The 23,183-nt window shown below is 72.7% G+C and carries 24 protein-coding genes; 14 read left to right on the forward strand and 10 right to left on the reverse strand.

Going from position 1 to position 23,183, the window contains the following annotated elements:
- Positions 1-61 precede the first annotated feature (61 nt).
- Positions 62-1,750: a hypothetical protein gene (locus tag FB388_RS04015; protein WP_142097037.1), complete on the reverse strand. Its 1,689-nt coding sequence runs from the start codon at positions 1,748-1,750 to the stop codon at positions 62-64.
- A 241-nt stretch (positions 1,751-1,991) separates the two neighbouring features.
- Here FB388_RS04015 and FB388_RS04020 point away from each other — a divergent pair, with 241 nt between their 5' ends.
- From FB388_RS04020 to FB388_RS04035, 4 genes are read left to right on the forward strand one after another with little or no spacing between them, the layout of a single operon-like run.
- Positions 1,992-2,504, forward strand: a complete 513-nt coding sequence (locus FB388_RS04020; protein WP_142097040.1) for a MarR family winged helix-turn-helix transcriptional regulator — start codon at positions 1,992-1,994, stop codon at positions 2,502-2,504.
- Positions 2,453-3,379 carry a DMT family transporter gene (locus tag FB388_RS04025; protein WP_142097043.1) on the forward strand — a complete coding sequence of 309 codons (927 nt, stop codon included), beginning with the start codon at positions 2,453-2,455 and terminating at the stop codon, positions 3,377-3,379. The genes FB388_RS04020 and FB388_RS04025 overlap by 52 nt, the downstream gene beginning before the upstream one ends.
- Complete coding sequence (locus FB388_RS04030; protein ID WP_142097045.1) at positions 3,376-5,232, forward strand: ABC transporter ATP-binding protein; 1,857 nt, start codon at positions 3,376-3,378, stop codon at positions 5,230-5,232. The genes FB388_RS04025 and FB388_RS04030 overlap by 4 nt, the downstream gene beginning before the upstream one ends.
- Positions 5,232-5,927, forward strand: a complete 696-nt coding sequence (locus tag FB388_RS04035; RefSeq protein WP_142097048.1) for a DJ-1/PfpI family protein — start codon at positions 5,232-5,234, stop codon at positions 5,925-5,927. Before FB388_RS04030 ends, FB388_RS04035 begins: the two co-directional genes overlap by 1 nt.
- Here the strand turns inward: FB388_RS04035 and FB388_RS04040 are convergent.
- Entirely contained in the window at positions 5,842-6,873 is a 1,032-nt protein-coding gene (locus tag FB388_RS04040; protein WP_142097051.1) for a LacI family DNA-binding transcriptional regulator, read from the reverse strand. The genes FB388_RS04035 and FB388_RS04040 overlap by 86 nt on opposite strands.
- A 94-nt stretch (positions 6,874-6,967) precedes the next feature.
- On the opposite strand from FB388_RS04040, the gene FB388_RS04045 reads away from it, so the two are divergent.
- From FB388_RS04045 to FB388_RS04080, 8 genes are all read left to right on the forward strand, one after another.
- Positions 6,968-8,188 carry an amino acid ABC transporter substrate-binding protein gene (locus tag FB388_RS04045; protein WP_142097054.1) on the forward strand — a complete coding sequence of 407 codons (1,221 nt, stop codon included), beginning with the start codon at positions 6,968-6,970 and terminating at the stop codon, positions 8,186-8,188.
- Complete coding sequence (locus FB388_RS04050; RefSeq protein WP_142097057.1) at positions 8,185-9,069, forward strand: branched-chain amino acid ABC transporter permease; 885 nt, start codon at positions 8,185-8,187, stop codon at positions 9,067-9,069. The genes FB388_RS04045 and FB388_RS04050 overlap by 4 nt, the downstream gene beginning before the upstream one ends.
- A gap of 76 nt (positions 9,070-9,145) precedes the next feature.
- Positions 9,146-10,132, forward strand: coding sequence for a branched-chain amino acid ABC transporter permease (locus FB388_RS04055; protein ID WP_211361755.1), 987 nt, complete (start codon positions 9,146-9,148; stop codon positions 10,130-10,132).
- Positions 10,129-10,857: an ABC transporter ATP-binding protein gene (locus FB388_RS04060; RefSeq protein ID WP_142097060.1), complete on the forward strand. Its 729-nt coding sequence runs from the start codon at positions 10,129-10,131 to the stop codon at positions 10,855-10,857. The genes FB388_RS04055 and FB388_RS04060 overlap by 4 nt, the downstream gene beginning before the upstream one ends.
- Positions 10,850-11,599: an ABC transporter ATP-binding protein gene (locus FB388_RS04065; RefSeq protein ID WP_142097063.1), complete on the forward strand. Its 750-nt coding sequence runs from the start codon at positions 10,850-10,852 to the stop codon at positions 11,597-11,599. The genes FB388_RS04060 and FB388_RS04065 overlap by 8 nt, the downstream gene beginning before the upstream one ends.
- A gap of 5 nt (positions 11,600-11,604) precedes the next feature.
- On the forward strand, positions 11,605-12,741 hold the full coding sequence (locus FB388_RS04070) for a Gfo/Idh/MocA family protein (protein ID WP_246121586.1): 1,137 nt from the start codon (positions 11,605-11,607) through the stop codon (positions 12,739-12,741).
- Positions 12,738-13,907: a dihydrodipicolinate synthase family protein gene (locus tag FB388_RS04075; protein ID WP_211361756.1), complete on the forward strand. Its 1,170-nt coding sequence runs from the start codon at positions 12,738-12,740 to the stop codon at positions 13,905-13,907. The genes FB388_RS04070 and FB388_RS04075 overlap by 4 nt, the downstream gene beginning before the upstream one ends.
- Positions 13,908-13,930: 23 nt before the next feature.
- Positions 13,931-14,797 (forward strand): sugar phosphate isomerase/epimerase family protein, encoded by an 867-nt coding sequence (locus FB388_RS04080; RefSeq protein WP_425468551.1) that lies wholly within the window; start codon positions 13,931-13,933, stop codon positions 14,795-14,797.
- A gap of 174 nt (positions 14,798-14,971) precedes the next feature.
- Here FB388_RS04080 and FB388_RS04085 read toward each other — a convergent pair whose 3' ends face one another.
- The 4 genes from FB388_RS04085 to FB388_RS04100 all read right to left on the reverse strand — a co-directional run bounded on the left by FB388_RS04085 (position 14,972) and on the right by FB388_RS04100 (position 17,393).
- Entirely contained in the window at positions 14,972-15,313 is a 342-nt protein-coding gene (locus FB388_RS04085) for a VOC family protein (protein WP_142097072.1), read from the reverse strand.
- Positions 15,314-15,345: 32 nt separating this feature from the next.
- Entirely contained in the window at positions 15,346-15,660 is a 315-nt protein-coding gene (locus FB388_RS04090) for a hypothetical protein (protein WP_142097075.1), read from the reverse strand.
- Positions 15,661-15,776: 116 nt separating this feature from the next.
- A complete protein-coding gene (locus FB388_RS04095) occupies positions 15,777-16,397 on the reverse strand; it encodes a hypothetical protein (protein ID WP_142097078.1) in 621 nt (206 codons plus the stop codon).
- 390 nt (positions 16,398-16,787) lie between these two features.
- Complete coding sequence (locus FB388_RS04100; protein ID WP_246121588.1) at positions 16,788-17,393, reverse strand: class I SAM-dependent methyltransferase; 606 nt, start codon at positions 17,391-17,393, stop codon at positions 16,788-16,790.
- An 86-nt stretch (positions 17,394-17,479) separates the two neighbouring features.
- Here FB388_RS04100 and FB388_RS04105 point away from each other — a divergent pair, with 86 nt between their 5' ends.
- Positions 17,480-17,788 carry a hypothetical protein gene (locus FB388_RS04105; RefSeq protein ID WP_142097081.1) on the forward strand — a complete coding sequence of 103 codons (309 nt, stop codon included), beginning with the start codon at positions 17,480-17,482 and terminating at the stop codon, positions 17,786-17,788.
- Here FB388_RS04105 and FB388_RS04110 read toward each other — a convergent pair whose 3' ends face one another.
- Both FB388_RS04110 and FB388_RS04115 read right to left on the reverse strand, forming a co-directional pair.
- Positions 17,789-18,418 carry a proteophosphoglycan 5 gene (locus tag FB388_RS04110; protein ID WP_142097085.1) on the reverse strand — a complete coding sequence of 210 codons (630 nt, stop codon included), beginning with the start codon at positions 18,416-18,418 and terminating at the stop codon, positions 17,789-17,791. It abuts the gene before it with no gap.
- 48 nt (positions 18,419-18,466) lie between these two features.
- Positions 18,467-19,183 (reverse strand): HAD family hydrolase, encoded by a 717-nt coding sequence (locus FB388_RS04115; protein ID WP_142097088.1) that lies wholly within the window; start codon positions 19,181-19,183, stop codon positions 18,467-18,469.
- Between the two features lie 134 nt (positions 19,184-19,317).
- On the opposite strand from FB388_RS04115, the gene FB388_RS04120 reads away from it, so the two are divergent.
- Positions 19,318-20,286 (forward strand): NADPH:quinone oxidoreductase family protein, encoded by a 969-nt coding sequence (locus tag FB388_RS04120; protein ID WP_142097091.1) that lies wholly within the window; start codon positions 19,318-19,320, stop codon positions 20,284-20,286.
- A 7-nt stretch (positions 20,287-20,293) separates the two neighbouring features.
- Here the strand turns inward: FB388_RS04120 and FB388_RS04125 are convergent, their stop codons facing one another.
- Together FB388_RS04125 and FB388_RS04130 are read right to left on the reverse strand one after the other, a co-directional pair.
- Positions 20,294-22,042, reverse strand: a complete 1,749-nt coding sequence (locus FB388_RS04125; protein ID WP_142097094.1) for a BCCT family transporter — start codon at positions 22,040-22,042, stop codon at positions 20,294-20,296.
- 196 nt (positions 22,043-22,238) lie between these two features.
- Positions 22,239-23,150: a proteasome assembly chaperone family protein gene (locus FB388_RS04130; protein WP_211361757.1), complete on the reverse strand. Its 912-nt coding sequence runs from the start codon at positions 23,148-23,150 to the stop codon at positions 22,239-22,241.
- Positions 23,151-23,183 lie beyond the last annotated feature (33 nt).

Genomic DNA, 23,183 nt, shown 5'->3' on the forward strand with positions numbered 1-23,183 from the left:
CGTATTCGCGCCGCCGCGCCACGGTGTCACAGTGCGGCGCCGGTGTCACCCGATCGGGTGGTCAGGGGCGGGCGAGTCGCGCGTCGCACTCGACGCGGGGCTGGGCACCGCTCGACGGCGCTCGCAGCGCGGCGCTGATGCGGGCGCGCCAGCGGCTCGTCTCCCGTCCCGGCGCGCCGCAACGCGACAGCGCGAAGAGCGCCAGCTCGCGGTGGGCGGGCACCTCCACGCGCTGCAGGTAGCGCATGATCTCGTGGCTCGCCGCCCGCCCGGAGCGGGCCCGCACCCAGGCGGTGAGCTCGGCCTCGGCCACTTCCCGGCTCAGGCCGGCCATGCGCACGCACACGTATTCGATGTCCTCGTCGGCGAGCTCGCCGACCAGCGGCGCGTGCACCCCCCGCTCGACCAGCATCTCCCGCACCGCCCAGATCCCGATCGGGGTGAGCGCGACGAGGGTGGGGTCGGGGTCGTCCCGCCCGGCGAGCGCGATGAGCTCGGCCATGTCGTCGCCGTCCTCCACGCCGGGGGTCTCCGACAGCTGGACGGCGCCGAGCAGCTCCAGCGCGTCGAGCAGCGCGGTGACGTCGCGGCGCCACAGCCGGTGCTCCACGTCGCCTGCGAGGTCGTCGACGACGCAGCCCATCCGCTCGTTCACGGTCTCGCGCACGGCGCGGTGGAACCGCTCGACGGGGATCGGCTCGCCGCCGGCGGCGTAGAGCTGGTACAGCAGGATCGGGTAGGCCTCACCGAGGCTCATCCCGAACAGCGACGGCGCCCCGAACACGTTGCTGCCGCCGAAGTGCTCACCGATCCCGCCGACGGCCTCGAACGCGCGCTTCCACAGCTCGATCGGCCGTGACAGCAGCGGTGCCGCGTTGCGGACCTGCACCAGCCGCCCGCGCACCACCCTGACGAGGCGGGCCTGCCGGGCCCAGTGCAGGAGCAGGCTGATCTCGGGCATGTCGTCGCTGGTGCGGGCGCGGTCGCGGGAGAAGTGGTCGAGGTCGAGCGCGTCGGCCACGGCGCGGGCGTCGGAGAGCAGCAGCCGTCCCTCGCGGGTGAGGGCGCGGCCTGCGCGCACCCACCGCGTGAACGCGCGGAGCCGGGCGAGTGCCACCGAGGAGTCGGCGGCCGCGAGCATCTGCGCCGCGCTCGGCGGCAGCACCGGAGGCAGCTCGGCCTGCGGCGGCTCCGGCTTCTCGTCGGCGTGCCGGCGCTGGATCTCGTCCAGGGCCGCGCGGTCGATCTCCAGCTCGCCCGCGTGCACCTGCTGCAGGAACCGCGCGACGGCCGCCGGGTCGGCCGTGGGCACACCGTGGCGCAGCATCTGCACGGCCCAGAACGTGCCGAGGTCGTGGTTGCGCTCGTCGTCCAGTGCGTCGTGCAGCGCGGGCGTGGAGTCGCGGATCTGCTCGTGCAGCTCGACCGCCGACGCCGAACGCGAGTCCAGCCAGTCGTGCTCGTCGAGGAAGCCGATGAGGGCGTGCAACGCCGTGGGGACGGCGTCTCGGTCGTCCTCCAGCAGCGCCACGGTGCGCGGGAACCACACGGCGAGCGCGTCCGCAACGTGTCTCCGGGTCCAATGGCCGAGCCGGCCGTCGACGCTGTGTTTGTGGTCCAAGGCGGCCGCTACCAGCGACGGCTCCACCGCGATGCCTCTCCTGCGGGCCCACGCGACGATGTGCAGCCGCAGGCGGTCGCGAACGGCGGAGTACTCCTCCAGATCGTCGGGGCCGAACACGAGTCGCACTCGACCAACCTTGGCAGGCCCCGAACTTCCCGATCGAGGGGGCCCCCACTAAAGATCGCCCGACCGGGTGTGCTCCGGGTAACGCCCCGGCAGCTCCTCGAGGTGACTTCACAGACCCAACCCGAACTTCGCATAGGGCGGGCCCTGTGTGAAGTCGGGGCTGGGTCTGTGAAGTCACTCTCGCGGCTGTGCGTGCGGCCGGTGTGTTGACGGACACATGACTCTGTTATATAACTGAGGCATGTTTTCGCGGACCGCCAACCTCCTCGGCGCCCTCGGCGTCGCCCTCGCCGACGCGCAGACCGCCGAGCTGGCGGCGTCGTCCGGACTGGCGCCCACCGACGCGGCGGCGCTCAACGCGGTCGGGGTGGCGCCCGGCTGCAGCATCGGGGCCGTGCGGGTCGCGCTCGGCATCACGCACCCCGGCACCGTGCGCACCGTCGACCGCCTCGCCGCCGCCGGGCTCGTGGAGCGCCGCGCGGGCGTGGACGGCCGCACCGTCTCGCTGCACCTCACCGTCGCCGGGGAGGAGGTGTGGCAACGGCAGGCCGACGCCCGCATCCGGTGGCTGGAGCGCACGATCGCGCGCCTCGCGCCGGCCGAGCAGGCCGACGTCGAGCGGGTCGTCTCCGCGCTCCTCGCCGCGGTCACCGGCGACGAGGAGTCGGCCGAGCGGATCTGCCGGCTGTGCGACGAGTACCGGTGCCCGCAGGACCGCTGCCCGGTCACGCTCGCGATCGGGGCGGGGACGTGAGGGCGGGCGGGCCGCTGCTGATGGTGGCGAGCGCCGCCACCTGGGCGGGCGGCCTCGTCCTCACGAAGCTCGCGCTCGACGTCACGGGGGCGGCGCCCGGCTCGGTGCTGGTGGTGCAGCTGATCGCCTCCGTCGGCGCGCTGGCCGCCGCCTGCGCGGTCACCGGCGCCGGGCTGGCGGGTGCGTGGAGGCACGGGTGGGTCGGCCTGCTCGAGCCCGGGATCGCCTACCAGTTCGCCCTCGCAGGCCTCGCGCTCACCAGCGCCGCCAACGCGAGCGTGCTGGGGAGCCTCGAGCCGGTGATGGTGCCGCTCATCGCATGGGCGCTGCTGCGTCAACGCCCGCGCCCGCGGCTCCTCGTCGTGATCGCAGGCGCGACGGCCGGGTCCGTGCTGGTGTCGTTCTCGGCCGACGGGAGCAGCGGGTCATGGCTGGGCGACGGCCTGGTCGTCGCGAGCGTCGCTGCGGCCGCGCTGTACGTCGTGGTGGCGTCGAAGCAGGTCACGACGGTCGCGCCGCTGCCGGCCGCGCTCACCCAGCAGGTGTGGGCGCTCGGCTTCGTGATCGCCTGCCAGGTCGTGCTGGCGGGTCCGCTGCTGTCGGCGACCCCCGGCCAGCTCGTGCTGATCGCCGCGGCCGGCATCCTCAACTACGCCCTGCCGTTCTGGCTCTACCTCACCGCTCTCACGCGGATGCCGGTCGCGCGGGCGGCGACCTACCTCACGCTGATCCCGGTCTTCGGTGTGCTCGGCGCGGTGCTCCTGCTGGGGGAGCGGCTCACGTGGCTGGACCTCGTCGGGGGTGCGCTCGTGGTCGGCAGCCTGGTGGTCGACGCCCGGGCCGTCCCGGATCGCACGGCGGTGGAGGTCCGATGAACGGCATGCAGGCCTACCTGAACGGCGCGGTCGGCGCGGCGAGCACGCCGAGGGCCGTCCGGGCGGGCACGCTGCGGCGCATCGCGGACTTCGCCCGGCCGCACCGCGTGGAGCTCGGCGCGCTCGTGCTCGTCACGGCGGTCTCGGCGGCCCTGCTCGTCGGTATGCCGCTGCTCGCCGGACGGGTGGTCGACACGATCGCCGGCCGCGGTGACGCGCAGACCGTCGTCCGCCTCGCGCTCGCGATCGCCGGCCTCGCGATCGCAGGCGCGGCGCTCGGGCTCGTCGAGCGCCGGCTGTCCGCCGGCATCGGCGAAGGCCTGATCCACGATCTGCGCCGGGCGGTCTTCGAGCACGTGCAGCGGATGCCGGTCGCGTTCTTCACCCGCGTCCGGACCGGCGCGCTCGTGCACCGGCTGAACGCCGACGTGCGGGACGCGCAGCAGGCGTTCACCTCCACGCTGTCGGGCCTCGTCACCAACGTCATCCAGCTCGCCGCGTCGCTCGTCGTGATGCTGGCGCTGTCCTGGCAGGTCACCGCGCTGGCGCTGCTCCTGCTGCCGGTGTTCGTCCTCCCGGTCCGCCGGATGGGTCGGCGGCTGGCCGGCCTGCAGCGCGAGAACGCGGCACTCGGTGCCGCGATGACCACGCGCATGACCGAGCGGTTCTCCGCCCCGGGAGCCACGCTCGTGCGGCTGTTCGGGCGCCGGCGCGAGGAGGCCGAGGAGTTCGGCGCACACGCCGCGCGCGTCCGCGACGTCGCCGTGCGGATCGCGATGCTGAGCAAGGTGTTCCTCACCAGCCTGACGCTGGTGAGCCTGCTCGCCCAGGCCGTCGTGTACGGGGTCGGTGGCTACCTCGCGCTCACCGGCCGGCTGGAGCCCGGCGCGGTGGTGGCGCTGGCGCTGCTGCTGATCCGGCTGTACACGCCGCTGACGGCGCTCGCGAACACGCGCGTCGACGTCATGGGTGCGCTGGTGTCGTTCGAGCGGGTCTTCGAGGTGCTCGACCTCCGGCCGATGCTCACGGAGAAGCCGGACGCGCGCCCGGTGCCCGCCGGCCCCGTGTCGGTGGAGCTCGACGACGTCCGCTTCGGCTACCCGGTGGCCGGCCGGATCTCGCTCGCCTCGCTCGAGGAGGTCGCGGCCCTCGACGAGCACGGCAGCGCCGAGGTCCTGCACGGGATCAGCTTCCGGGTCGAGCCGGGCGAGCTCGTCGCCCTGGTCGGTCCGTCCGGGGCCGGGAAGTCGACGATCGCGGCTCTCGTCCCGCGGCTCTACGACGTCGACGGCGGCGCGGTGCGGCTGAACGGGGTGGACGTGCGCGACGTCGCCTTCGACTCGCTGCGCGAGACCGTGGGCGTCGTGTCCCAGGACGGGCACATGTTCCACGACACCATCCGGGCCAACCTGCTCTACGCGCGGCCCGAAGCGAGCGAGACGCAGCTGTGGGACGCGATCCGGCGCGCCCGGCTCGGGCGCCTGGTGCGGTCGCTCCCGGACGGGCTCGACACGGTGGTGGGGGAGCACGGCTACCGGCTCTCGGGTGGCGAACGCCAGCGGATGACGATCGCCCGGCTGCTGCTCGCACGGTCCCGCGTGCTGATCCTCGACGAGGCGACCGCGCACCTCGACTCCGAGTCCGAGGTGGCGGTGCAGGAGGCGCTCGCCGACGCGCTGGACGGGCGCACGGCGATCGTGATCGCGCACCGGCTGTCGACCGTCCGCGCCGCCGACCGCATCCTCGTCGTGCAGGACGGCCGGATCGTCGAGCGGGGCACCCACCACGAGCTGCTCACCAGCGGAGGCCGGTACGCGGGCCTGCACGCGATCCAGTTCGAGAGGGCCGGCTGATGACGACGTACGGGATCCTCCTCTTCGACGGGGTGCAGGAGCTGGACTTCGCCGGGCCGTGGGAGGTCTTCCACGCGTCCTCGCGGCGCTGCGGCCGGGCCGACACGGTGGTGCTCGTCGCCGAGCGCCCCGGCCTCGTCCGGTGCGCGAACGGCATGCGGGTGCTGCCCGACCACACCCTCGACGACCACCCGCCCCTGGACGTGGTGCTCGTCCCCGGAGGCGCCCATTCCCGCATCGAGGCGGAGATGGCCAACCCCGCCGTCGTGAAATGGGTCGAGAGCACGGCCGCGACCGTCGAATGGGTCACGAGCGTGTGCACCGGCGCGTTCCTCGTGCGCGCCGCGGGGGTCTCGCGCGGGCGCCGGGTGGCCACCGAACGGGCCCTCGAGGACGAGCTGGAGCGGCTCGGGGACCTCACGGTCGTGCGCGACGCCCGCTACGTGGTGGACGGCAACCTGGTGTCCAGCCAGGGCGTGTCCGCGGGGATCGACATGGCGTTGTGGCTGGTCGGGCGCCTGCACGGGCGCGACAACGCCCGCGCGGTGCGGGCGGCGATCCAGTACGAGCCCGCCCCGCCCTACCTGGCCGACGAGCCCGACCAGTGCACTAGCGCGGGACCGGGCCCGTCGAGTCGCGCACGATCAGCTGGTGGCCGGTGTTCTTGCGCCGCCTGCGCGCCGACGGGGGCTTGAGCGCCATCGACAGGGCCAGCTCGCCCATCTCGGCCATCGGCAGCCGGACGGTGGTGAGGCTGGGGGCGAGGTCGGCCGCCACGGCGACGTCGTCGACGCCCGCCACGGACACCTGTTCGGGCACGGCGATGCGGCGGGTGCGCAGCACCGACAGCACCCCGATCGCCATCAGGTCGTTCAGTGCGATGAGCGCGGTGAGGTCGGGGTGCTCGGCCAGCAGCTGCTCGGCGCCGGAGGCCCCGCCGTTGCGGGTGAAGTCCGTGTGGAGCACCGGAACGTCGTCGAGCGAGAGGCCGCGGTCGGCGAACGCCCGCTCGACGCCGCCTAGCCGGTCGGCCACCGTGGTGAGGACCGGGGGACCGGCGATCACCCCGATGCGGCGGTGTCCCAGCTCCAGGAGGTGGGCGGCCGCGGCGTTGCCCGCCGCCTCGTTGTCGGGGCGAACGGCGTCGGCCGCGAGGTGGTGGCGGCCGATGACGGCCACCCGCCCGCCGCTCTCCTGGAACGCGGTGAGCACCGCGTTCGACTCGGCCTGCACCGCGGGCTCGGTGTAGCCGGACCCGGCCACGATGATCGCGTCGGTGCGGTGGGCGATGAGCGTGCGGATCTGGTGCAGCTCGTTGCCGGGGTCGCGCCCCGAGTGGCAGATCTGCACGGAGAACCCGCGCTCGGCGGCCACCCCGATCACGCCGCTCGCGATCTCGGCGAAGTACGGGTCGCCGATCTCGTGGACGATCAGCCCGACCGTGGACGTGGCGCCGCCCGCGAGCGTGCGCGCGTGGACGTTGGGGACGTAGCCCATCCGCACGGCCACCTCGCGCACGTGTGCGGCGACGGCCTCGCTCACCCCTTCACGGCCCGCGAGCGCCCGGGACGCCGTGGCGATCGACACGCTGGCGCGTGCCGCGACGTCGGCGAGGCGAGGTGCCGAGCGGGGCTTTGGCATCGATGCCTCCTTGCCAGCTGCCGGGGTCGACCGTAGTCTACGCAAGCGCTTACGGAAAGCGCTTACGTGCCTCGACGAGGAGGAGACCCCCACGATGAACGCCCGCACCGCCCTCCGGCTGGGATGCCTCGTCGGCATCTCGGCCCTGGTCCTCACCGCATGCTCCGGCGGGGGCGAGGCCGGCGGCGGCTCGGCGTCCGAGCCGATCACGGTCGGCATCTCGCTGCCGCTCACGGGCGACTTCTCCGAGCCGGGGAAGGGGATCCAGCGCGGCTACGAGGCGTGGGCGGCGGCGGTGAACTCGACCGGCGGCCTGCTCGGCAGGCAGGTGGAGCTGCGCGTCCTCGACGACCAGTCCAACGCCGACCGGGTCGTGGCCGACTACGAGCAGCTGATCGCCCAGGACCAGGTCGACCTGGTGTTCGGGCCGTTCTCCACCCGCCTCGTCGTGCCGTCGGCGCGCGTCGCCAAGGAGTACGGGATGCTGTTCGTCGAGCCGGCGGGCGCCGCGGCCCAGGTGTTCGAGCAGGGCTTCGACAACCTCTTCTACGCCGCCCCCGCCGTCGCGAACGACCACTACAACCACCTCGCCGAGGCGATCCTCGCCATGCCGGAGGGGGAGCGGCCCCGCACGGCCGCGTACGCCGCTATGGACGACCCGTTCGCGCAGGGCACGGCGTACGGGTTGAAGGAGAAGCTGGAGGCCGGCGGGATCCAGACGGTGGTCGACCAGGTCTACCCGCCCAACACCACCGACTTCTCCTCGATCGCCGCCCAGATCGCCGACTCCCAGGCGGACATCGTGGTGGGCGGCACCCAGTACCAGGACGCGGTCAACCTGATCGTCGCGCTGCAGCAGCTGGCCTACCAGCCCAAGCTCGCCGCGTTCTCCACCGCGCCGACCAACCCGGAGTTCTCCAAGGCGATCGGCGGAGCCACCGAGGGCATCGTCTCGCCCACCGGCTACACGCCGGAGGCGCCCTACCCGTCCAACGTCGACTTCGTGCAGCGCTACACCGCGCAGTTCGGCAGCCCGCCCACCGAGGACGAGGCCAACGCCTACACCACCGGCCAGGTCGTGGCCGCCGCCGTGCAGGCCGTCGGATGCGCGGAGCAGGGCGAGTGCCAGCAGCGGCTCGTCGACTGGCTGCGCAACAACACGGTCGAGACCGTGGTCGGCCCGCTCAGCTGGGACGCGCAGGGCCGCCCACAGAGCGCCCACCTCATCCAGCAGTACGTCGGCGGCCAGATCCGGATCGTGCTGCCGAAGGACACCGCGGAGGCGGAGCTCACCTACCCGAAGGCCACCTGGTGACCGGATCCCTCCTCTTCCAGAGCCTGGTGCTCGGCATCCTGCTGGGCGGGCTCTACGCGCTGCTCGCCGCCGGGCTCACGCTGTACTTCGGCGTGATGCGGGTGGTGATGATCGCCCACGCCGCGTTCCTCGTGCTCGCCGCGTACCTGGCGTGGGACGTCCACCAGCGCTTCGGCATCGACCCGCTGCTCTCGCTGGTGGTCACCGTGCCGCTGTTCTTCCTCGCGGGCGTCGGGTTCCAGCGCCTGCTGATCGCCCGGCTGCGCCCGGCGACGGTGACGATGATGTCGGTGCTGCTGACGTTCGCGGTGGCACTCACCATCGAGGGCATGCTCGGGTTCGTCTACTCGGGCACGCAGCGGCGGGTGCAGCTGTCCTACAGCGCCGCGAGCATCGAGGTGTTCGGCGCGCAGGTGGCGGTCGTCAAGCTGATCGCGTTCGGGCTGGCCGCGCTGTCGCTGCTCGCGCTGTACCTGCTGCTCACGCGCAGCCGGTTCGGCCAGGCGCTGCGCGCCACGATCCAGCACCCGCAGGCGGCGCGGCTGATCGGCATCGACACCGACCGGGTGGCCGGCTACGGCTTCGGGCTGGGCCTGGCCACGGCCGCGGTCGGCGGGGCGGCGCTGTCGCTGGACTCCACGATCTACCCGTCGCTGCACTGGCACTGGATCGGCCCGCTGATGGCGATCATCGTGGTCGGCGGGCTGGGCAGCATCCCCGGCGCGGCGATCGCGGCGATGGTGCTCGGGATCGTGCAGAGCCTGCTGCAGCTGCCGCTGGGCACCACGTGGGCGCAGACGGTGTTCTACCTCGCGCTCTTCGCCACCCTGCTGGTGCGACCGCAGGGCTTCTTCGGAGGTCGCCTTGCCCAGCGCTTCTAGTCGTCACAGCGCTTCTAGTCGTCACAGCGCTTCTGGTCGTCACAGCGCTTCTAGCCGTCACAGCGTCTCCAAGTGGGTGGCGCTGGTCGTCGGCGCCGCCGCGGTGCTCTCGTTCCCGCTCTGGAGCCCGAACCCGTACATCCTGTCCGCGGGCGTGGTCGTGCTCTCGTACGCGGTCCTGTCGACGTCGTGGAACTTCGTCGGCGGGTTCACCGGCTACATGTCCCTCGGGCACGCGGCGTGGTTCGGCCTGGGTGCCTACGGCACCGGGCTGCTGATCGCGCGGGCAGGCGTGCCGAGCTTCCTCGCCCTCGGGCTGGCCGCCGTGGTCGTCGCGGTGCTCGCGGTGCCGATCGGGATCGCCGCGCTGAGGGTGCGCGGGGCGTCGTTCGTGATCGTCTCGATCGCGCTGGTGCTGGTGCTGCTGCTGGTGTTCCAGAGCTGGCGGGACGTCACGGGCGGGTCCGACGGCCTCACCGTGCCGCGCCCGTTCCCCGACCTGCTGCGCCCCCAGCACCACGCCGTGTTCTTCATCCTCTTCGCCGTGCTGCTCGGGGTGGCGCTGCTGGCCTGGTGGACGATCGACCGGTCCCGCTTCGGCCTGGGTCTCAAGGCGATCCGCGAGGACGAGGACAAGGCCCAGTCGCTCGGGGTGCCGACGTTCGCCTACAAGCTCGTCGCATTCGTCGTCTCCGCGACGTTCACCGCGCTCGGCGGCGGCCTCTACGCGCTGTGGTTCGGCGACCTCGACCCGATCTTCCAGTTCTCGATCCTGCTCGGCTCCTACATGGTGCTGATGGCGCTGCTGGGCGGGGTGCGGCACCTGTTCGGGCCGGCGCTGGGAGCGCTGGTCGTCGGCGTGGCGATCGAGTACTTCAAGGTGTCCTACGGCGACACCCAGTTCCACCTGGTCGCCACCGGGCTGCTGCTGGCGGCCGTCGTGCTGTTCATGCCGGACGGCGTGATCCCCGCGGTCCAGGCGCTCCTCAACCGGTTCCGGCCGCAGCAGAGCTCGATCCGCGAGGTCAGCGCGGCGGAGCTCCGGGAGCAGGTGAAGCTGTGAACCTCGCGACGAGCGGGCTCACCAAGTCCTTCGGCGGCGTGTGCGCCGTCGACCACGCCACCGTCGAGTTCCAGGACCGGAAGATCAACGCGGTGATCGGGCCGAACGGCTCCGGCAAGACCACGTTCTTCAACTGCGTCACCGGGATGATCCGGCCCGACTCCGGCACCGTGAGCTACCAGGGACGCGACGTCACCGGGAAGGCGCCGCACCGCATCGCAGCGGCGGGCATCGGGCGCAGCTTCCAGCTGTGCCGCATCTTCCCGCGCATGACGGTGCGGGAGAACGTGCTCGCCGCCGTGCGGCCCCGCGGGCTGGCCGGCCTGCTGCGCTCGGCCCACGCCGCCGACGACGTGGAGCGGGCGCGGGGCTGGCTGCGCCGGGTGGGGATCGACCACCTGGAGGACGTCGAGGCCCGCAACCTGTCCTACGGGCAGCAGAAGCTCCTGGAGCTGGCCGGGGTGCTGATGGCCGACCCCGAGACGATCATGCTGGACGAGCCGGCGGGTGGCGTGAACCCCGCCCTGATCGACCGGATCGCCACGCTCGTGCGGGAGCTCAATGCGGAGGGGCGCACCTTCATCGTCGTCGAGCACAACATGGAGCTGGTCATGAGCCTGTCCGACCACGTGGTCGTGTTCGACCGCGGGCGGCCGATCGCCGAGGGCCCGCCGGACGTGGTCCGGGCCGACCCGGCGGTGCTGGAGGCGTACCTCGGTGTCTGATCAACCACTCCTGGAACTCCGCGACATCGAGGCCGGGTACGGCCGCGCCGCCCTCGTGCTGCGCGGGCTGTCGGTGAGCGTTCCCGCGGGCACCGTGGTCTGCCTCGTCGGCCCCAACGGCGCAGGCAAGTCCACCGTCCTGAAGGTCGCGAGCGGGTTGCTCGCCCCGCGCTCGGGTGCCGTCCGGGTCGACGGGAAGGACGTCACCGGCCTCTCCCCGCAGCGCATGCTCGCCGCGGGCGTGGCCCACGTGCTGCAGGGCCACAGCGTGTTCCCCGAGATGACCGTGGCCGAGAACGTCACGCTCGGGGCGTACACGGTCACCGACAAGGCCCGGATCGCTGAGCGGGTCGCGTTCGTGCAGGACCTGTTCCCGGTGGTCCGCGAGCGCTGGCGCTCCCTGGCCGGGCTGCTCTCGGGTGGCCAGCAGAAGCAGGTGGAGTTCGCCCGCTCGCTCATGGTCAGCCCCGAGGTCCTGCTGCTCGACGAGCCCTCGATGGGCCTCGACCCCAAGGCGACCGCCGTGGTGTTCGAGCAGGTCGCCGCCATGCGCGAGGCCGGGCTCGCGATCCTGCTCGTCGAGCAGAACGCCCGGCGCGCGTTGGAGACCGCCGACCTCGGCTGCGTCCTCGACCTCGGCCGCGTGCACATCAGCGGCCCCGCACCGAAGCTCCTCGCCGACCCCCAGCTCGCCGAGCTGTACCTCGGCGGCCGTCCCACCGTTTCTCCAGAAAGCAGGTAGTACGCATGCGCATCGTCATGAACGGCGTGACCGGGAGGATGGGTTACCGCCAGCACCTCGTGCGGTCCATCCTCGCGATCCGCGACGACGGCGGTGTGCTGCGTCCGGACGGCACGCGCCTCCAGGTCGAGCCCGTGATCGTGGGCCGCAACCGGGAGAAGCTCACCGAGATCGCGCGCAAGCACGACATCGAGACCGTGCACACCGACCTGGACGCCGCCCTGGCCGAGGACGACGCCCCGGTCTACTTCGACTCGCTCGTCACCAGCGAGCGCAAGAAGACGATCCTGCGCGCGATCGCCGCCGGGAAGCACGTCTACACCGAGAAGCCGACCGCGGAGTCGGTGGCCGAGGGCGAGGAGCTGGTGGAGGCCGCCCGCGCCGCGGGCATCGTCAACGGCGTGGTGCACGACAAGATCTACCTGCCCGGGCTCATCAAGCTGAAGCGGCTGATCGACTCCGGGTTCTTCGGGCGGATCCTGTCGGTGCGCGGCGAGTTCGGTTACTGGGTCTTCGAGGGCGACCTGACCCCGGCCCAGCGGCCCAGCTGGAACTACCGGGCCCAGGACGGCGGCGGCATCGTCCTCGACATGTACTGCCACTGGAACTACGTGCTCGAGCACCTGTTCGGTGGCGTCGAGGCCGTCATGACGAAGGCGGTCACCCACATCCCGCAGCGCTGGGACGAGAAGGGCGAGCCGTACGAGGCCACCGCCGACGACGCCGCGTACGGGATCTTCGAGCTGGCAGGCGGCGTGATCGCGCAGATCAACTCCTCGTGGGCCGTGCGGGTGGACCGCAAGGAGCTCGTGGAGTTCCAGGTGGACGGCACGCACGGCTCCGCCGTCGCGGGGCTCTTCGGCTGCCGCGTCCAGCACCGCGTGCGCACACCCATGCCCGTGTGGAACCCGGACCTGCCGACCGACCAGGACTTCCGCGCGCAGTGGGAGCAGGTGCCGGACAACCAGGAGTTCGGCAACGGCTTCCGCGCCCAGTGGGAGCAGTTCCTGCTCGACGTCGACGCCGGCCGGCCGCACCCGTACGACTTCGCCAGCGGCGTACGCGGCCTGAAGCTCGTGGACGCGGCGCTGCGCTCCAACGCGGAGGGCATCCGGGTGGAGCTGTCGGGCGGTGCGCGGTGACGGCACTCGATCTCCGCGTGGACCTCCCGGTCGCCGGAGGGGGGTGGCGCACCGTCGAGCTTGCGCCGCCCCGGGAGTGGACGACCCACCCCGAGCCATACCGCAGCCGGGTGGCATTCGCGGCCGCGCACGTCGTGGGCGACCCGTGGGGCGAGAACGTGCCGGGCACACCCGCCGCCGTCGACTGGGAGTCGACGCTGGCGTTCCGCAGGCACCTGTTCTCCTACGGCCTCGGCGTGGCCGAGGCCATGGACACCGCGCAGCGGAACATGGGGCTCGACTGGCCCGCCGTGCAGGAGCTGGTGCGCCGCAGCGCCGAGCAGGCCGAGGCGCACGGGGCCCGCATCGCGGCAGGCGCAGGCACCGACCACCGCACCGACATCACGTCCGTCGACGACGTGCTGGCCGCCTACAGCGAGCAGGTCGAGTTCGTCGAGGGCACCGGGGCGCAGGTGATCCTCATGGCGTCGCGGCAGCTCGCAGCCGTCGCGGCGGGTCCGGACGACTACCTGCGCGTCTACGAGGAGCTGCTGCGCCAGGTGCGCGAGCCGGTGATCCTGCACTGGCTGGGCGAGGCGTTCGACCCGCAGCTGGCCGGCTACTGGGGCTCGGCGGACGTCGCCATGGCGACGGCGACGTTCGTGCAGCTCGTCGAGGCGCACGCGGCGAAGGTCGACGGGGTGAAGGTCTCGCTGCTCTCGGCCGAGCACGAGATCGGGCTGCGCGCCGAGCTGCCCGACGGCGTGCGGCTCTACACCGGCGACGACTTCAACTACCCGGAGCTGATCCGCGGCGACGGCACCCACCACTCCGACGCGCTGCTCGGCGCGTTCGCCGCGATCGCCCCGGCCGCGTCGGCGGCGCTGGCCGCGCTCGACGAGGGCGACCTCGACCGCTACGACGCCGAGTTCGCGCCCACCCTCGAGCTGTCGCGCAAGGTGTTCGAGGTGCCCACCTTCTACTACAAGACCGGCATCGCGTTCCTGTCCTGGCTCTGCGGGCACCAGGCCGGGTTCACGATGGTCGGCGGGCTGCAGTCGGCGCGGTCGGTCGTCCACCTGTCCGAGGTGTTCGCGCTGGCCAACTCCGCCCGGCTGTTCCCGGACCCGGAGGCGGCGGCCGCCAAGCTGCGCAGCCTGCTCGCCGTGGCCGGGGCGGTGCGGTGACCGTCCTCGACATCCCCAGCGGGATCCCGGCCCACGTCGACACCCCCGCCCCCGGCGACCCCCGGCTGGCCCGGCTCTCGCTCAACCAGCGCACCACCGCCAACTGGAGCCTCCGGGAGGCGGTCGACGGGGCCGCCGCCGCGGGCCTGCAGGCGATCGGGCTGTGGCGCGAGCCGGTGGCCGAGGTCGGCGTCGACGTCGCCCGACGCATCGTCGACGACGCCGGCCTGCGCGTCTCCTCGCTCTGCCGGGGCGGCTTCTTCACCGCGTCCGACCCGGCCGACCGGGCCGCCGCGCACGAGGACAACCTGTGCGCCCTCGACGAGGCCGCGGGCCTCGGGACGAAGGCGCTCGTGCTCGTCCCCGGCGGGCTGCCCGCCGGCGACAAGGACCTCGCGGGCGCCCGGATCCGCGCCGCCGAGGCGATCGCCGCGCTCGTCCCGGCCGCGGTCGAGCGTGGCGTCACGCTCGGGATCGAACCGATGAACCCGATCTACGCCGCCGACCGCGGCGTGATCTCCACGCTCGCGCAGGCCCTCGACATCGCCGAGCAGTTCGCGCCGCACGAGGTCGGAGTCGTCGTCGACACCTTCCACCTGTGGTGGGAGCCCGGCGTGCACACCCAGATCGCGCGGGCGGGGGAGCGGATCGTGTCGTACCAGGTGTGCGACTGGATCACCCCGCTCCCCGCCGACTCCCTGCTCGCCCGCGGGATGATGGGCGACGGCCACGTCGACTTCCCGGCCTTCACCCGCGCCGTCGCCGCCGCGGGTTACACCGGCGACGTGGAGGTGGAGATCTTCCACGCCGACGTCTGGGCGGCCCCGGGCGACCAGGTGGTCGCGACCATGGCCCGCCGCTACGTCGAGCTGGTGCAACCCCACCTGTGACCCGCGTCCCCCCGGCTCGGTCGGCCGCACCCAGGGCGCGACTCGCGCGCACTCACACAGCGACTCGCGCGTACGGAGACCGCGACTCGCGGGGTGGGCGAGCCCTCGTTCCGCGAGTCGCGCTCTGGGTGTACGCGAGTCGCGGTCTGGGTGCGCGCGAGTCGGGGCGGCGGCTCAGAGGTCGTGGGCGACGGGATGTCGGGGCTCGTAGATGGACAGGGGAGTGCCGCTCGGGAGCCGGATCGACGCGAGGATCCCCCAGCCCTGGTCACTCGCCGGCTCCACGACCGAGATGCCTTTCGCGTTCAGCACCTTCTCGATGTCGTCGCACATCAGGTAGAGCTCGTGCTTCGGTTCCGCGTCGGTGGGGTGCACGGCGACCTCGGCAGGCGGGAGCTTGAAGATCAGCCAGCCCCCACCCGCGTCCACGTTCGGGAAGGCGAGCGTGTCGCGGAGGAACGCCCTGTCCGCCTCCGCGTCGCGGCTGTGGAGGATGACGTGCGCGCCGGTGAACATCGGTTCCCCCTCCGGGACCGCCGCGGCCGCTTTCAGCCGCGGGACCGCGACTGAACGACCGCCACGATCGCGACGACGATCAGCAGTAGCAGGAGCAGCACGACCGTGACCGGCAGCAGCAGGAGCGCCAATACGAGAGCGACGATGATCGCGGCCTTCGCACCGGGGCTCAACGCGGAGAAGGCGCCCTTGACGGCGCCCCACACGAGGTTCCTGCCCGCGGCGGCGGCACGGACACCACCGAACACCGCGCCGATCTTGTACCCCCCGCGTGCCGCGATGTCGTCGAGCGACCGGGACAGCTGCTCGACCTTGTCGAGGGCCACCCCGAACGCCCGCTCGAGCACCGTTGATAGGAGCTTCCGCAGAGCGGCCTTCAGCTGGTCACCCGGAGACTGAGCTCCGGGGGCATCGCGGGCCGGGACGGCCCTGTCCGCTCGGGCGGGAGCGACGAGGGCGTCGGTCACCGCGGCCCGCCCGCTCGCGGCGCACGCCCACCGGGCCGTTCGGGACGGCGGGCCGCCGGTGCGCGGCGCCGCTCAGGAGGTGCAGGCGCGTCGGGCTGAGCCCCGTCCGGACGCGGCCGAACCGGTCGCTGCGGTCGCCGGCCCTCGGGCCGGCGCGGAGGGGCGGGTTCAGGGCGCTCGTCCGGACCGTCGCCGGCCTCCTCGCCCTCGACGGCCTCCTGCTGCTCGCCACCGCGGTACCGGGCCGCGGCTTCCCGCAGGCGGAGTGCGAGCTGCTTGAGCGCCTCGAGCAGCCGGAGGGCCAGCTGACGCAGGAACTGGATGACCAGCATGACCTTGCGGACGACGAGGGCGAATGCGACCCCGCTCAGCAGCGGCTTCACCACCTTGCCGGTGACCGTGGAGACGGCTCCCTTCGCAATGCCCGCCGTTGCCGTCAGGGCGCCTTTCGCAGCGCCCGTGGTCGTCGTGAGGGCACCTTTCGTGGTGCCGGCTGTTGTGGTGGCGACGTCCTTCGTGGTGCCGGCGGTCGTGGTGGCGAGGTCCTTCGTGGTGCCGGCGGTCGTCGTGGTGACCGCCTTTGCGGTGTCAGCCGCTGTGCCGGCGGTCGTGGTCACGCCGCTCGCGGCGCTCCGGCCGGACGCGGTGGTGCTGCTCGCGACCCGGCCGAGCCTGTTCGCGGCGCCGCGAACGCCCGAGCGGGCCTTGCCGACCGCCCCACCCGGGGCGACGTTCCGGCGGCGTTGGGCTGGTCCGGTGTCTCCGGTGTCTCCGGTGGATCCCGTGGGCTCTTTCGACTCTCGGCTCGGATCGGTGGACATGCCCATCCCTCCATCGTCGAGGCGGATGCGGGCGCATAGTCGCTGTGCGGGCGGCATACCACCGGCGAAGATCAGGTATTCGGAGATCCCATTTCCTGATCGTCCGCGCGCATTTCTCCTCCCCGGAGGAGGCCTTTCGGAGTAGCGCTGTTCGACCGGTCGCGCAAATCGGCCGTGCGCGTTCCTTCAGATCGGGCGAACGGGCCGGCGGGCCTCGTGGACCACAGCGGGCGGGACGTTGCGCCAGATCGTGCGGCTGGTCGTCACCTCGGCGAAGTGGGCGCGCAGGTCCGTGAGCTGACGCCGCGCGGGCGGGGCCCACCGGGTCCAGGTGTAGCCGAACTGCGTGAACACGCCGGTGGGCGCGAGCACCTCGGTGATGACGGCGTGCAGGCCGCGTCCGTCGGAGCCGGGCGTGTAGGCCACCCACGGCAGCCCGCTGACCACCGCGTCCACGGATCCGATACCGCGCTCGGCGAGCAGGCGCGGCAGCTCCCGGGCGTCGGCCCGGACCACGTCGACCCCGGGGTGGCGGTCGGTCAGCAGTTGCGCCCACCGCTCGTTCAGCTCCACCGCGACGTGCCGCGCCCGGCCGCCGGTGCGTTCCTGGATGGCCCGGGTGAACGCGCCGGTGCCCGGGCCGAGCTCGACGACCACCGGCTCGCCCACCGCCGGGACCGGCCGCACCATCGCCGCCGCCAGCGCCTGCGAGCTGGGCGTCACCGACGCCGTGTGCAGCGGGTCGCGCACGAACTCGCGAACGAACCGGCCCGTGTCCACCCACGCCGTCACGCCGTCACGGTAACGGCGGCCCTTCCCACAGCGGAGGGTCCCGCTCTACCGTCATCGGTGATGCCCGTCACGTGAGGGGGACCGCCTTGCACCCACACCGGCTGCAGCAGGTCGTGGGGTCCGTGCCGGACACCGTCGATGCCGATCAGCGCGCCAAGCTGCTCGCCCACGTCCAGGCCTCGGACCGTTGCCGGGTGCGGATCGAGCGGGTGGGCGCGGAGCTGGAGCGGGCCCTCGACGGCGTCGGCAACTCGGACCGCGCCGTGGATCTGGCCCGCGAGCTGGACGGTCTGGAGCGCGTCCAACAGCGCATGGACCGCCGGCTCACCGCCCTCGTGGAGGAGCTCACGAGCACGCCGCGTGCCGTGGTGTACGACGACGGCGTGCCCGCCTGATCACACCCGGAGGAACTCCCGGGCGGCGGCAGCGCCCGCCGCCGGGTCCCAGCCGGTCGGACCGATCAGCGCCCGCACGTGCGCCTCGGTCACGTCGGCGTCGGCGGCGATGAGCGCGTCGACGGCACGCGGATCCGGCTCGCCGCCGGCCAGGCCGGGAGCCTCCTGCGTGAACTCGACCACCAGCTCGCGGCACCGCTCGTCGTCGATCGCGGGGAGGCCGACCGAGCCGAACCCGTCGTCCGGCTCGTACTCGGCGCGGCGCCAGACGCCGTCCTCGAAGCCGTACACGAACCCGACCCACAACTCGCGGTCCATCGCCGCTCGGGCCGGGGGAGCCCACCAGTCGGGAGCGCCCGCGAGGAGATCGGTCTCCGGCTCCTGGAAGTACTCGGCCGCGGCCGCGAAGTAGGTGTCGGAGTACTCGTGGTCGTGGCCCACGAGCACGGCCCGCCCGCCGCCGACGTGGTGCAGGTCGGCCCAGTTGCCGCCGCCGTCGTCGAAGTGCCACACGGCACCTGCGGCGTGGCAGCTGCGGCCCCAGCCGCGGGCGGCGCAGACGGCGGCGAACGCGGCCCACCGCCCGCGCATCTCCCGCGGCTCCGGCACGTCGATCGTGACGAGTCCCATCGCTTCCCCTCGGCCCGTGCGTGGTCGGTCACATGCTCGCAGGGCCGGTTACGCCGACGGTGTGCCGGGCTGGTCGAGCATGGAGAGCAGCGGCCGGAGACCGTCGGGACGGTGGTCGACCGGTAGGTGCTCCACGAAGTGGACGGCGCAGCCGATCGCAGCGGCGCCTGCGTCGGCGCGGCGGTCGTCGCCGACCATCAGCACGTCGTACGGGTCGGCGCCGAGCGCGTCGCACGCGATCCGGAACAGCTGCGGGTCCGGCTTCTGGATGCCGTGCTCGTAGGACAGGACGTACGCGTCCACGGCGGCGTCGAGCCCGTGGGCCCGGAACACCGGCCGCAGGTCCCAGCCGATGTTGCTGATCACGCCGATCCGGACCCCCTGCCGCTGCAGCGCCTCCAGCACGGCCGCGGCGTCGGGGTAGGGGCGCCACGCCGCAGGGGACATGTGGCGGTCGTAGAGCCTGTCGTACAGGTGGGGGTCCGGGAGCTGCACCTGCCGGGCCAGACCGGTGTAGGCGCCGCGGTGCCGCTCGGTGCTCTCGTCGCGGGTGGCCCAGAGGTCCGCGAGGTGCGCGGGCACGGCATGCGGGGGTGCACCTCCCGGGAGGGCGCCCGCGCGCTCGAGCTGCTGCGCGAGCCGGGTGACCTCGGAGGGCGCAAGGGCGGTGCCGGTCTCCTCGAGGACTGCGGTGAGCCAGCGCTGCGCGCTCTCGATGCGGAAGAGGGTCCCGGAGAAGTCGAAGAGCACGCCTTTGATCGCCATGCCCCCATGCTCCAGGACCGGTGTCTGCCGGCCGTCCGGTGGATCCAGCACGCTCCGGCCCGCCTGCGACCCGGTCGAGGGGAGTCCCTGACGGCTACTGTCCCGGCGAGGACGGTCGACGAAGGGGTCATCGGGTGCGCGCGGTTCAGGTGTTGCGGTTGGACGGGCCGTCGGCGGTCGAGGTGCGGGAGGTGCCGGAACCGCGCCGGCAGCCCGACCAGGTGCTCGTGGACGTGAAGGCGGTCGGGGTCAACTTCCCCGACGTCCTGCAGACCAAGGGGCTCTACCAGTACAAGCCGGACCTGCCGTTCACGCTCGGCTCCGAGGTGGCGGGCGTCGTGCGCGAGGCGCCGGAGGGTTCCCCGCTGCAGCCCGGCGACCGGGTGGCCGCGTTCACCTCGACCGGCGCGTTCGCCGAGGTGGTCGCCGCGCCGGCGGACGGCGTGCTGCCCCTGCCCGACGAGATCGGCTTCCCCGCAGGCGCGTGCCTGCCGATGAACTACCTCACCGCCCACTTCGCGCTGCTCGTGCGCGGGCACCTGCGCTCCGGCCAGACCGTGCTGGTACAAGGTGCCGCGGGCGGGGTGGGCACGGCGGTGACGCAGCTCGCCGCTGCGCTCGGCGCCCGGGTGGTCGCCGTGGTGTCGACCGAGGAGAAGGCCGAGGTGGCGCGGGCCGCCGGCGCACACGAGGCGGTGCTCGCCGACGGGTTCAAGGACACCGTTCGCGGGTTGACGGGCGGCGCGGGCGTCGACCTCGTGGTGGACCCGGTGGGCGGCGACCGCTTCACCGACTCGCTGCGCTGCCTCGCCCCGGAGGGCAGGCTGCTCGTCGTCGGTTTCACCGCGGGCGAGATCCCCACGGTGAAGGTGAACCGGCTCCTGCTGAACAACATCGACGTCGTGGGCGTCGGATGGGGTGCCTATGCCACCGCGCGCCCGGGTTACCTGCAGGAGCAGTGGGCCGAGCTGGAGCCCCACCTGCGCTCCGGCGCGCTCGACCCGGTGATCGGCACCACCCTCCCGCTCGACCGCGCCGCCGATGCGCTCGCGATCATCGACGAGCGGCGGGTGACCGGGAAGGTGGTGCTGGAGACGGCCTAGCGGGGCACTAGGTCTCCTCGGTCGTCTCCGTGCGCGCCGGGCTCCCGTTGCGCGCGGTGTCCGGGTGCGGCTTCACGGCCACGACGAACTCGTCGCCGTAGGTCTTGGTGCCGTGGTCGACCGCCTGCTCGACGGCCGCGGTCGCGCGCCGGTCGCGGCGCATCAGCGGGTCGCTGTGCAGGTCCTTCGCGAGACCGATGCACAGCGCGACCATGACCAGCGCGAACGGGGCCGCCGAGATGATCGTGATCTGTTGGATCCCGGTGAGAGCCGTGTCCTCCTCCCCCTCGCCGGCTTGGATGGACCCGATGGCGAGCATGATCGCGGCGATCGCGCCCATCACCACGCCCCAGAACACCACCACCCAGCGGGTGGGCCGGATCGTGCCGTGCTGCGACAGCATGCCGGTGACCACGGAGGCCGCGTCGGCCCCGGAGACGAAGAAGATCGCGGTGAGCGTCATCGCGACCACGCTGAGCAGCCCGCCCAGCGGCAATGAGTGCAGCAACCCGAACAGCTGTCCCTCGACGCTGGCGGACGCGAGGTCGGTGCCGCTGCGTTGCAGGTCGATCGCGGCGCCACCGAAGACCGCGAACCAGATCAGGCTCACCATGCTCGGGATGAGCAACACGCCGACGACGAACTGCTTGATCGTGCGGCCGCGGCTGATCCGGGCGATGAACATCCCGACGAACGGCGTCCAGGAGATCCACCAGGCCCAGTAGAAGACCGTCCACCCGGACAGCCACTCGGCGGTGGCGTCGCCGCCGGTGGCTGCCGTGCGGGCGGCCATCTGAGCCATGTTGCCGAAGTAGTCGCCGATGGCGGTGGGGATGAGGTTGAGGATGAGGATCGTGGGGCCTGCGACGAACACGACGAGCGCCAGGATCCCGGCCAGCACCATGTTGATGTTCGACAACCACTGGATGCCCTTGGCCACGCCGGACACCGCGGAGGCGACGAACGCGAGCGTGAGCACGGCGATGATGCCGATCAGCAGGCCGATTCCCGGCTCGGGCAAACCATTGGCCTGGAGCCCGGCGCCGATCTGCAGCGTGCCGAGCCCGAGCGACGCCGCCGAGCCGAACAGGGTGGCGAAGATCGCGAGGATGTCGACGAACTTGCCGAACGCCCCCTCGGTGTGGCGCTCCCCGAGCAGCGGGGCGAACGCCGAGCTGATCAGCGACCGGCGCCCGCGGCGGAACGTGCTGTAGGCGATCGCCAGCCCGACGACGGCGTAGATCGCCCACGGGTGCAGCGTCCAGTGGAAGAGCGTGGTGGCCATCGCGACGTCGAGGGCCTCCGGCGAACCGGCCGCCACCGTGCCGGGGGGCGGGCTGGTGAAGTGCGAGAGCGGTTCGCCGACACCGTAGAACATCAGGCCGATCCCCATGCCGGCGCTGAACATCATGGCGACCCAGGAGACCGTGCGGAACTCCGGTCCTTCGTCGTCGCGTCCGAGCGGGATCTTGCCGCGGCTGCTGAACGCGACCCACAGCGCGAACACCACGAACCCACTCGCCACCAGGACGAACGCCCAGCCACCCGCGTTCATGACGCCGGCCAGCACCGCAGAGGAGACCGCGCTCAGGGTCTCCACGGAGGCGATGCCCCAGACGATGAACGCGACGACGAGGCCGGCGGCGATCCCGAAGATCCACCAGTCGACCGGCTGACGCTGCTCGGCAGTGGTTATCGGTGCCGCCGGATCGGGTAGTGGGGTATCTGCCGTGTTGTCTTCCTTGTGAATGGTCATGCCGTACGGCTCCGGCCTGGGCCGGAGCCTGCCCCCTTCCACGAGTCACGCGTGCGGTCACCCTCGGTCCGCCGGGCCTCGCCCGCAACTCGTGAAGCCGAATGGCGACCACCTCGTTACCCGCACCATCTGCGGCGATGAGGGCCTCCATGATCGCGGACACACCGGCGAGGACGTCCACAACCGCCGGTGACGCTCAGGAGCTGTCGTCGTCCTCCCCGCGCAGGAAGCGCTCCACCTCGGCCGCGAGCTCGTCGGCGCTGGGCAGCTCGCCCGACAGGCCCATGCTGGAACGCTCCGCACTGCCGGAGGCGACCATGTCGTACTGCTGCTCGAGCGCCTCGACGACCTGGCGCACCTCGTCCGAGCCCGCCACCTGCTCGGCGATCTCGGCCTCGGTGCGCTCCGCGGCCTTCGTGACGGTCTCGGTGGGCAGGTACAGCCCCGCGGCGAGCCCGACGTGGTCCAGCAGCACCCGCGCGGCCTGCGGGTACTCGGCGCGCGCCAGGTAGTGCGGCACGTGCACGGCGAAGCCCATGGCGTCCAGCCCGGCCTCGCCGAGCCGGAACTCCATCAGTCCGACCGCACTGCCCGGCACGTGCGCGGTGGCGAACCAGGCCTCGTGGCCCTCGGTCAGCTCGGGGCGCGTGCCGTGCACCGTGACGCCGATCGGCCGGGTGTGCGGCACCGCCATCGGGATCGCAGTGAGGTTGATCACCAACCGCACCCCGAGCCTCCGCACGACCTGCTCGACGGCGGCGCAGAACCGCTCCCACTGCATGTCCGGCTCGGGGCCGCTCAGCAGCAGGTAGCTGGTGTCGCCGGTGTCGGTGAGCGCCACGACGTCCAGTTCGGGACGGCTGTAGGCCGCCCAGCGGTCGGTCTCGAACCGCAGCGGCGGGCGTCGTGAGCGGTAGTCGACGAGCTGGTCGACGTCGAAGCGGACCAACGTGCGCGGCTCGCGGCCCTCCCGCAGGGCGTCCACCGCCAGCCGGGCCGCGTTGCCCGCGTCCACGAACCCGTCCAGCGCCACGAGCAGCACGGGTTCGTCCAGCTGCGGCGCATCTGGCGCCACCTCATAAAGACCGGCTGGATCCAGCACGACCATCACACCTCCGCCTCTCGACGGAGCCGCCGGCCC

The organism is Pseudonocardia cypriaca (assembly GCF_006717045.1).
Taxonomy (GTDB): Bacteria; Actinomycetota; Actinomycetes; order Mycobacteriales; family Pseudonocardiaceae; genus Pseudonocardia; species Pseudonocardia cypriaca.

What these genes read in the sequence shown, in the direction of transcription:
- FB388_RS04030 (WP_142097045.1), top strand. Translation starts at nt 3,376, where the DNA reads ATGAACGGCATGCAGGCCTACCTGAACGGCGCGGTCGGCGCGGCGAGC.
- FB388_RS04020 (WP_142097040.1), top strand. Translation starts at nt 1,992, where the DNA reads ATGTTTTCGCGGACCGCCAACCTCCTCGGCGCCCTCGGCGTCGCCCTC.
- FB388_RS04070 (WP_246121586.1), top strand. Translation starts at nt 11,605, where the DNA reads ATGCGCATCGTCATGAACGGCGTGACCGGGAGGATGGGTTACCGCCAG.
- FB388_RS04045 (WP_142097054.1), top strand. Translation starts at nt 6,968, where the DNA reads ATGAACGCCCGCACCGCCCTCCGGCTGGGATGCCTCGTCGGCATCTCG.
- FB388_RS04130 (WP_211361757.1), bottom strand. Translation starts at nt 23,150, where the DNA reads ATGGTCGTGCTGGATCCAGCCGGTCTTTATGAGGTGGCGCCAGATGCG.
- FB388_RS04040 (WP_142097051.1), bottom strand. Translation starts at nt 6,873, where the DNA reads ATGCCAAAGCCCCGCTCGGCACCTCGCCTCGCCGACGTCGCGGCACGC.
- FB388_RS04085 (WP_142097072.1), bottom strand. Translation starts at nt 15,313, where the DNA reads ATGTTCACCGGCGCGCACGTCATCCTCCACAGCCGCGACGCGGAGGCG.
- FB388_RS04110 (WP_142097085.1), bottom strand. Translation starts at nt 18,418, where the DNA reads ATGGGACTCGTCACGATCGACGTGCCGGAGCCGCGGGAGATGCGCGGG.
- FB388_RS04115 (WP_142097088.1), bottom strand. Translation starts at nt 19,183, where the DNA reads ATGGCGATCAAAGGCGTGCTCTTCGACTTCTCCGGGACCCTCTTCCGC.
- FB388_RS04125 (WP_142097094.1), bottom strand. Translation starts at nt 22,042, where the DNA reads ATGACCATTCACAAGGAAGACAACACGGCAGATACCCCACTACCCGAT.
- FB388_RS04035 (WP_142097048.1), top strand. Translation starts at nt 5,232, where the DNA reads ATGACGACGTACGGGATCCTCCTCTTCGACGGGGTGCAGGAGCTGGAC.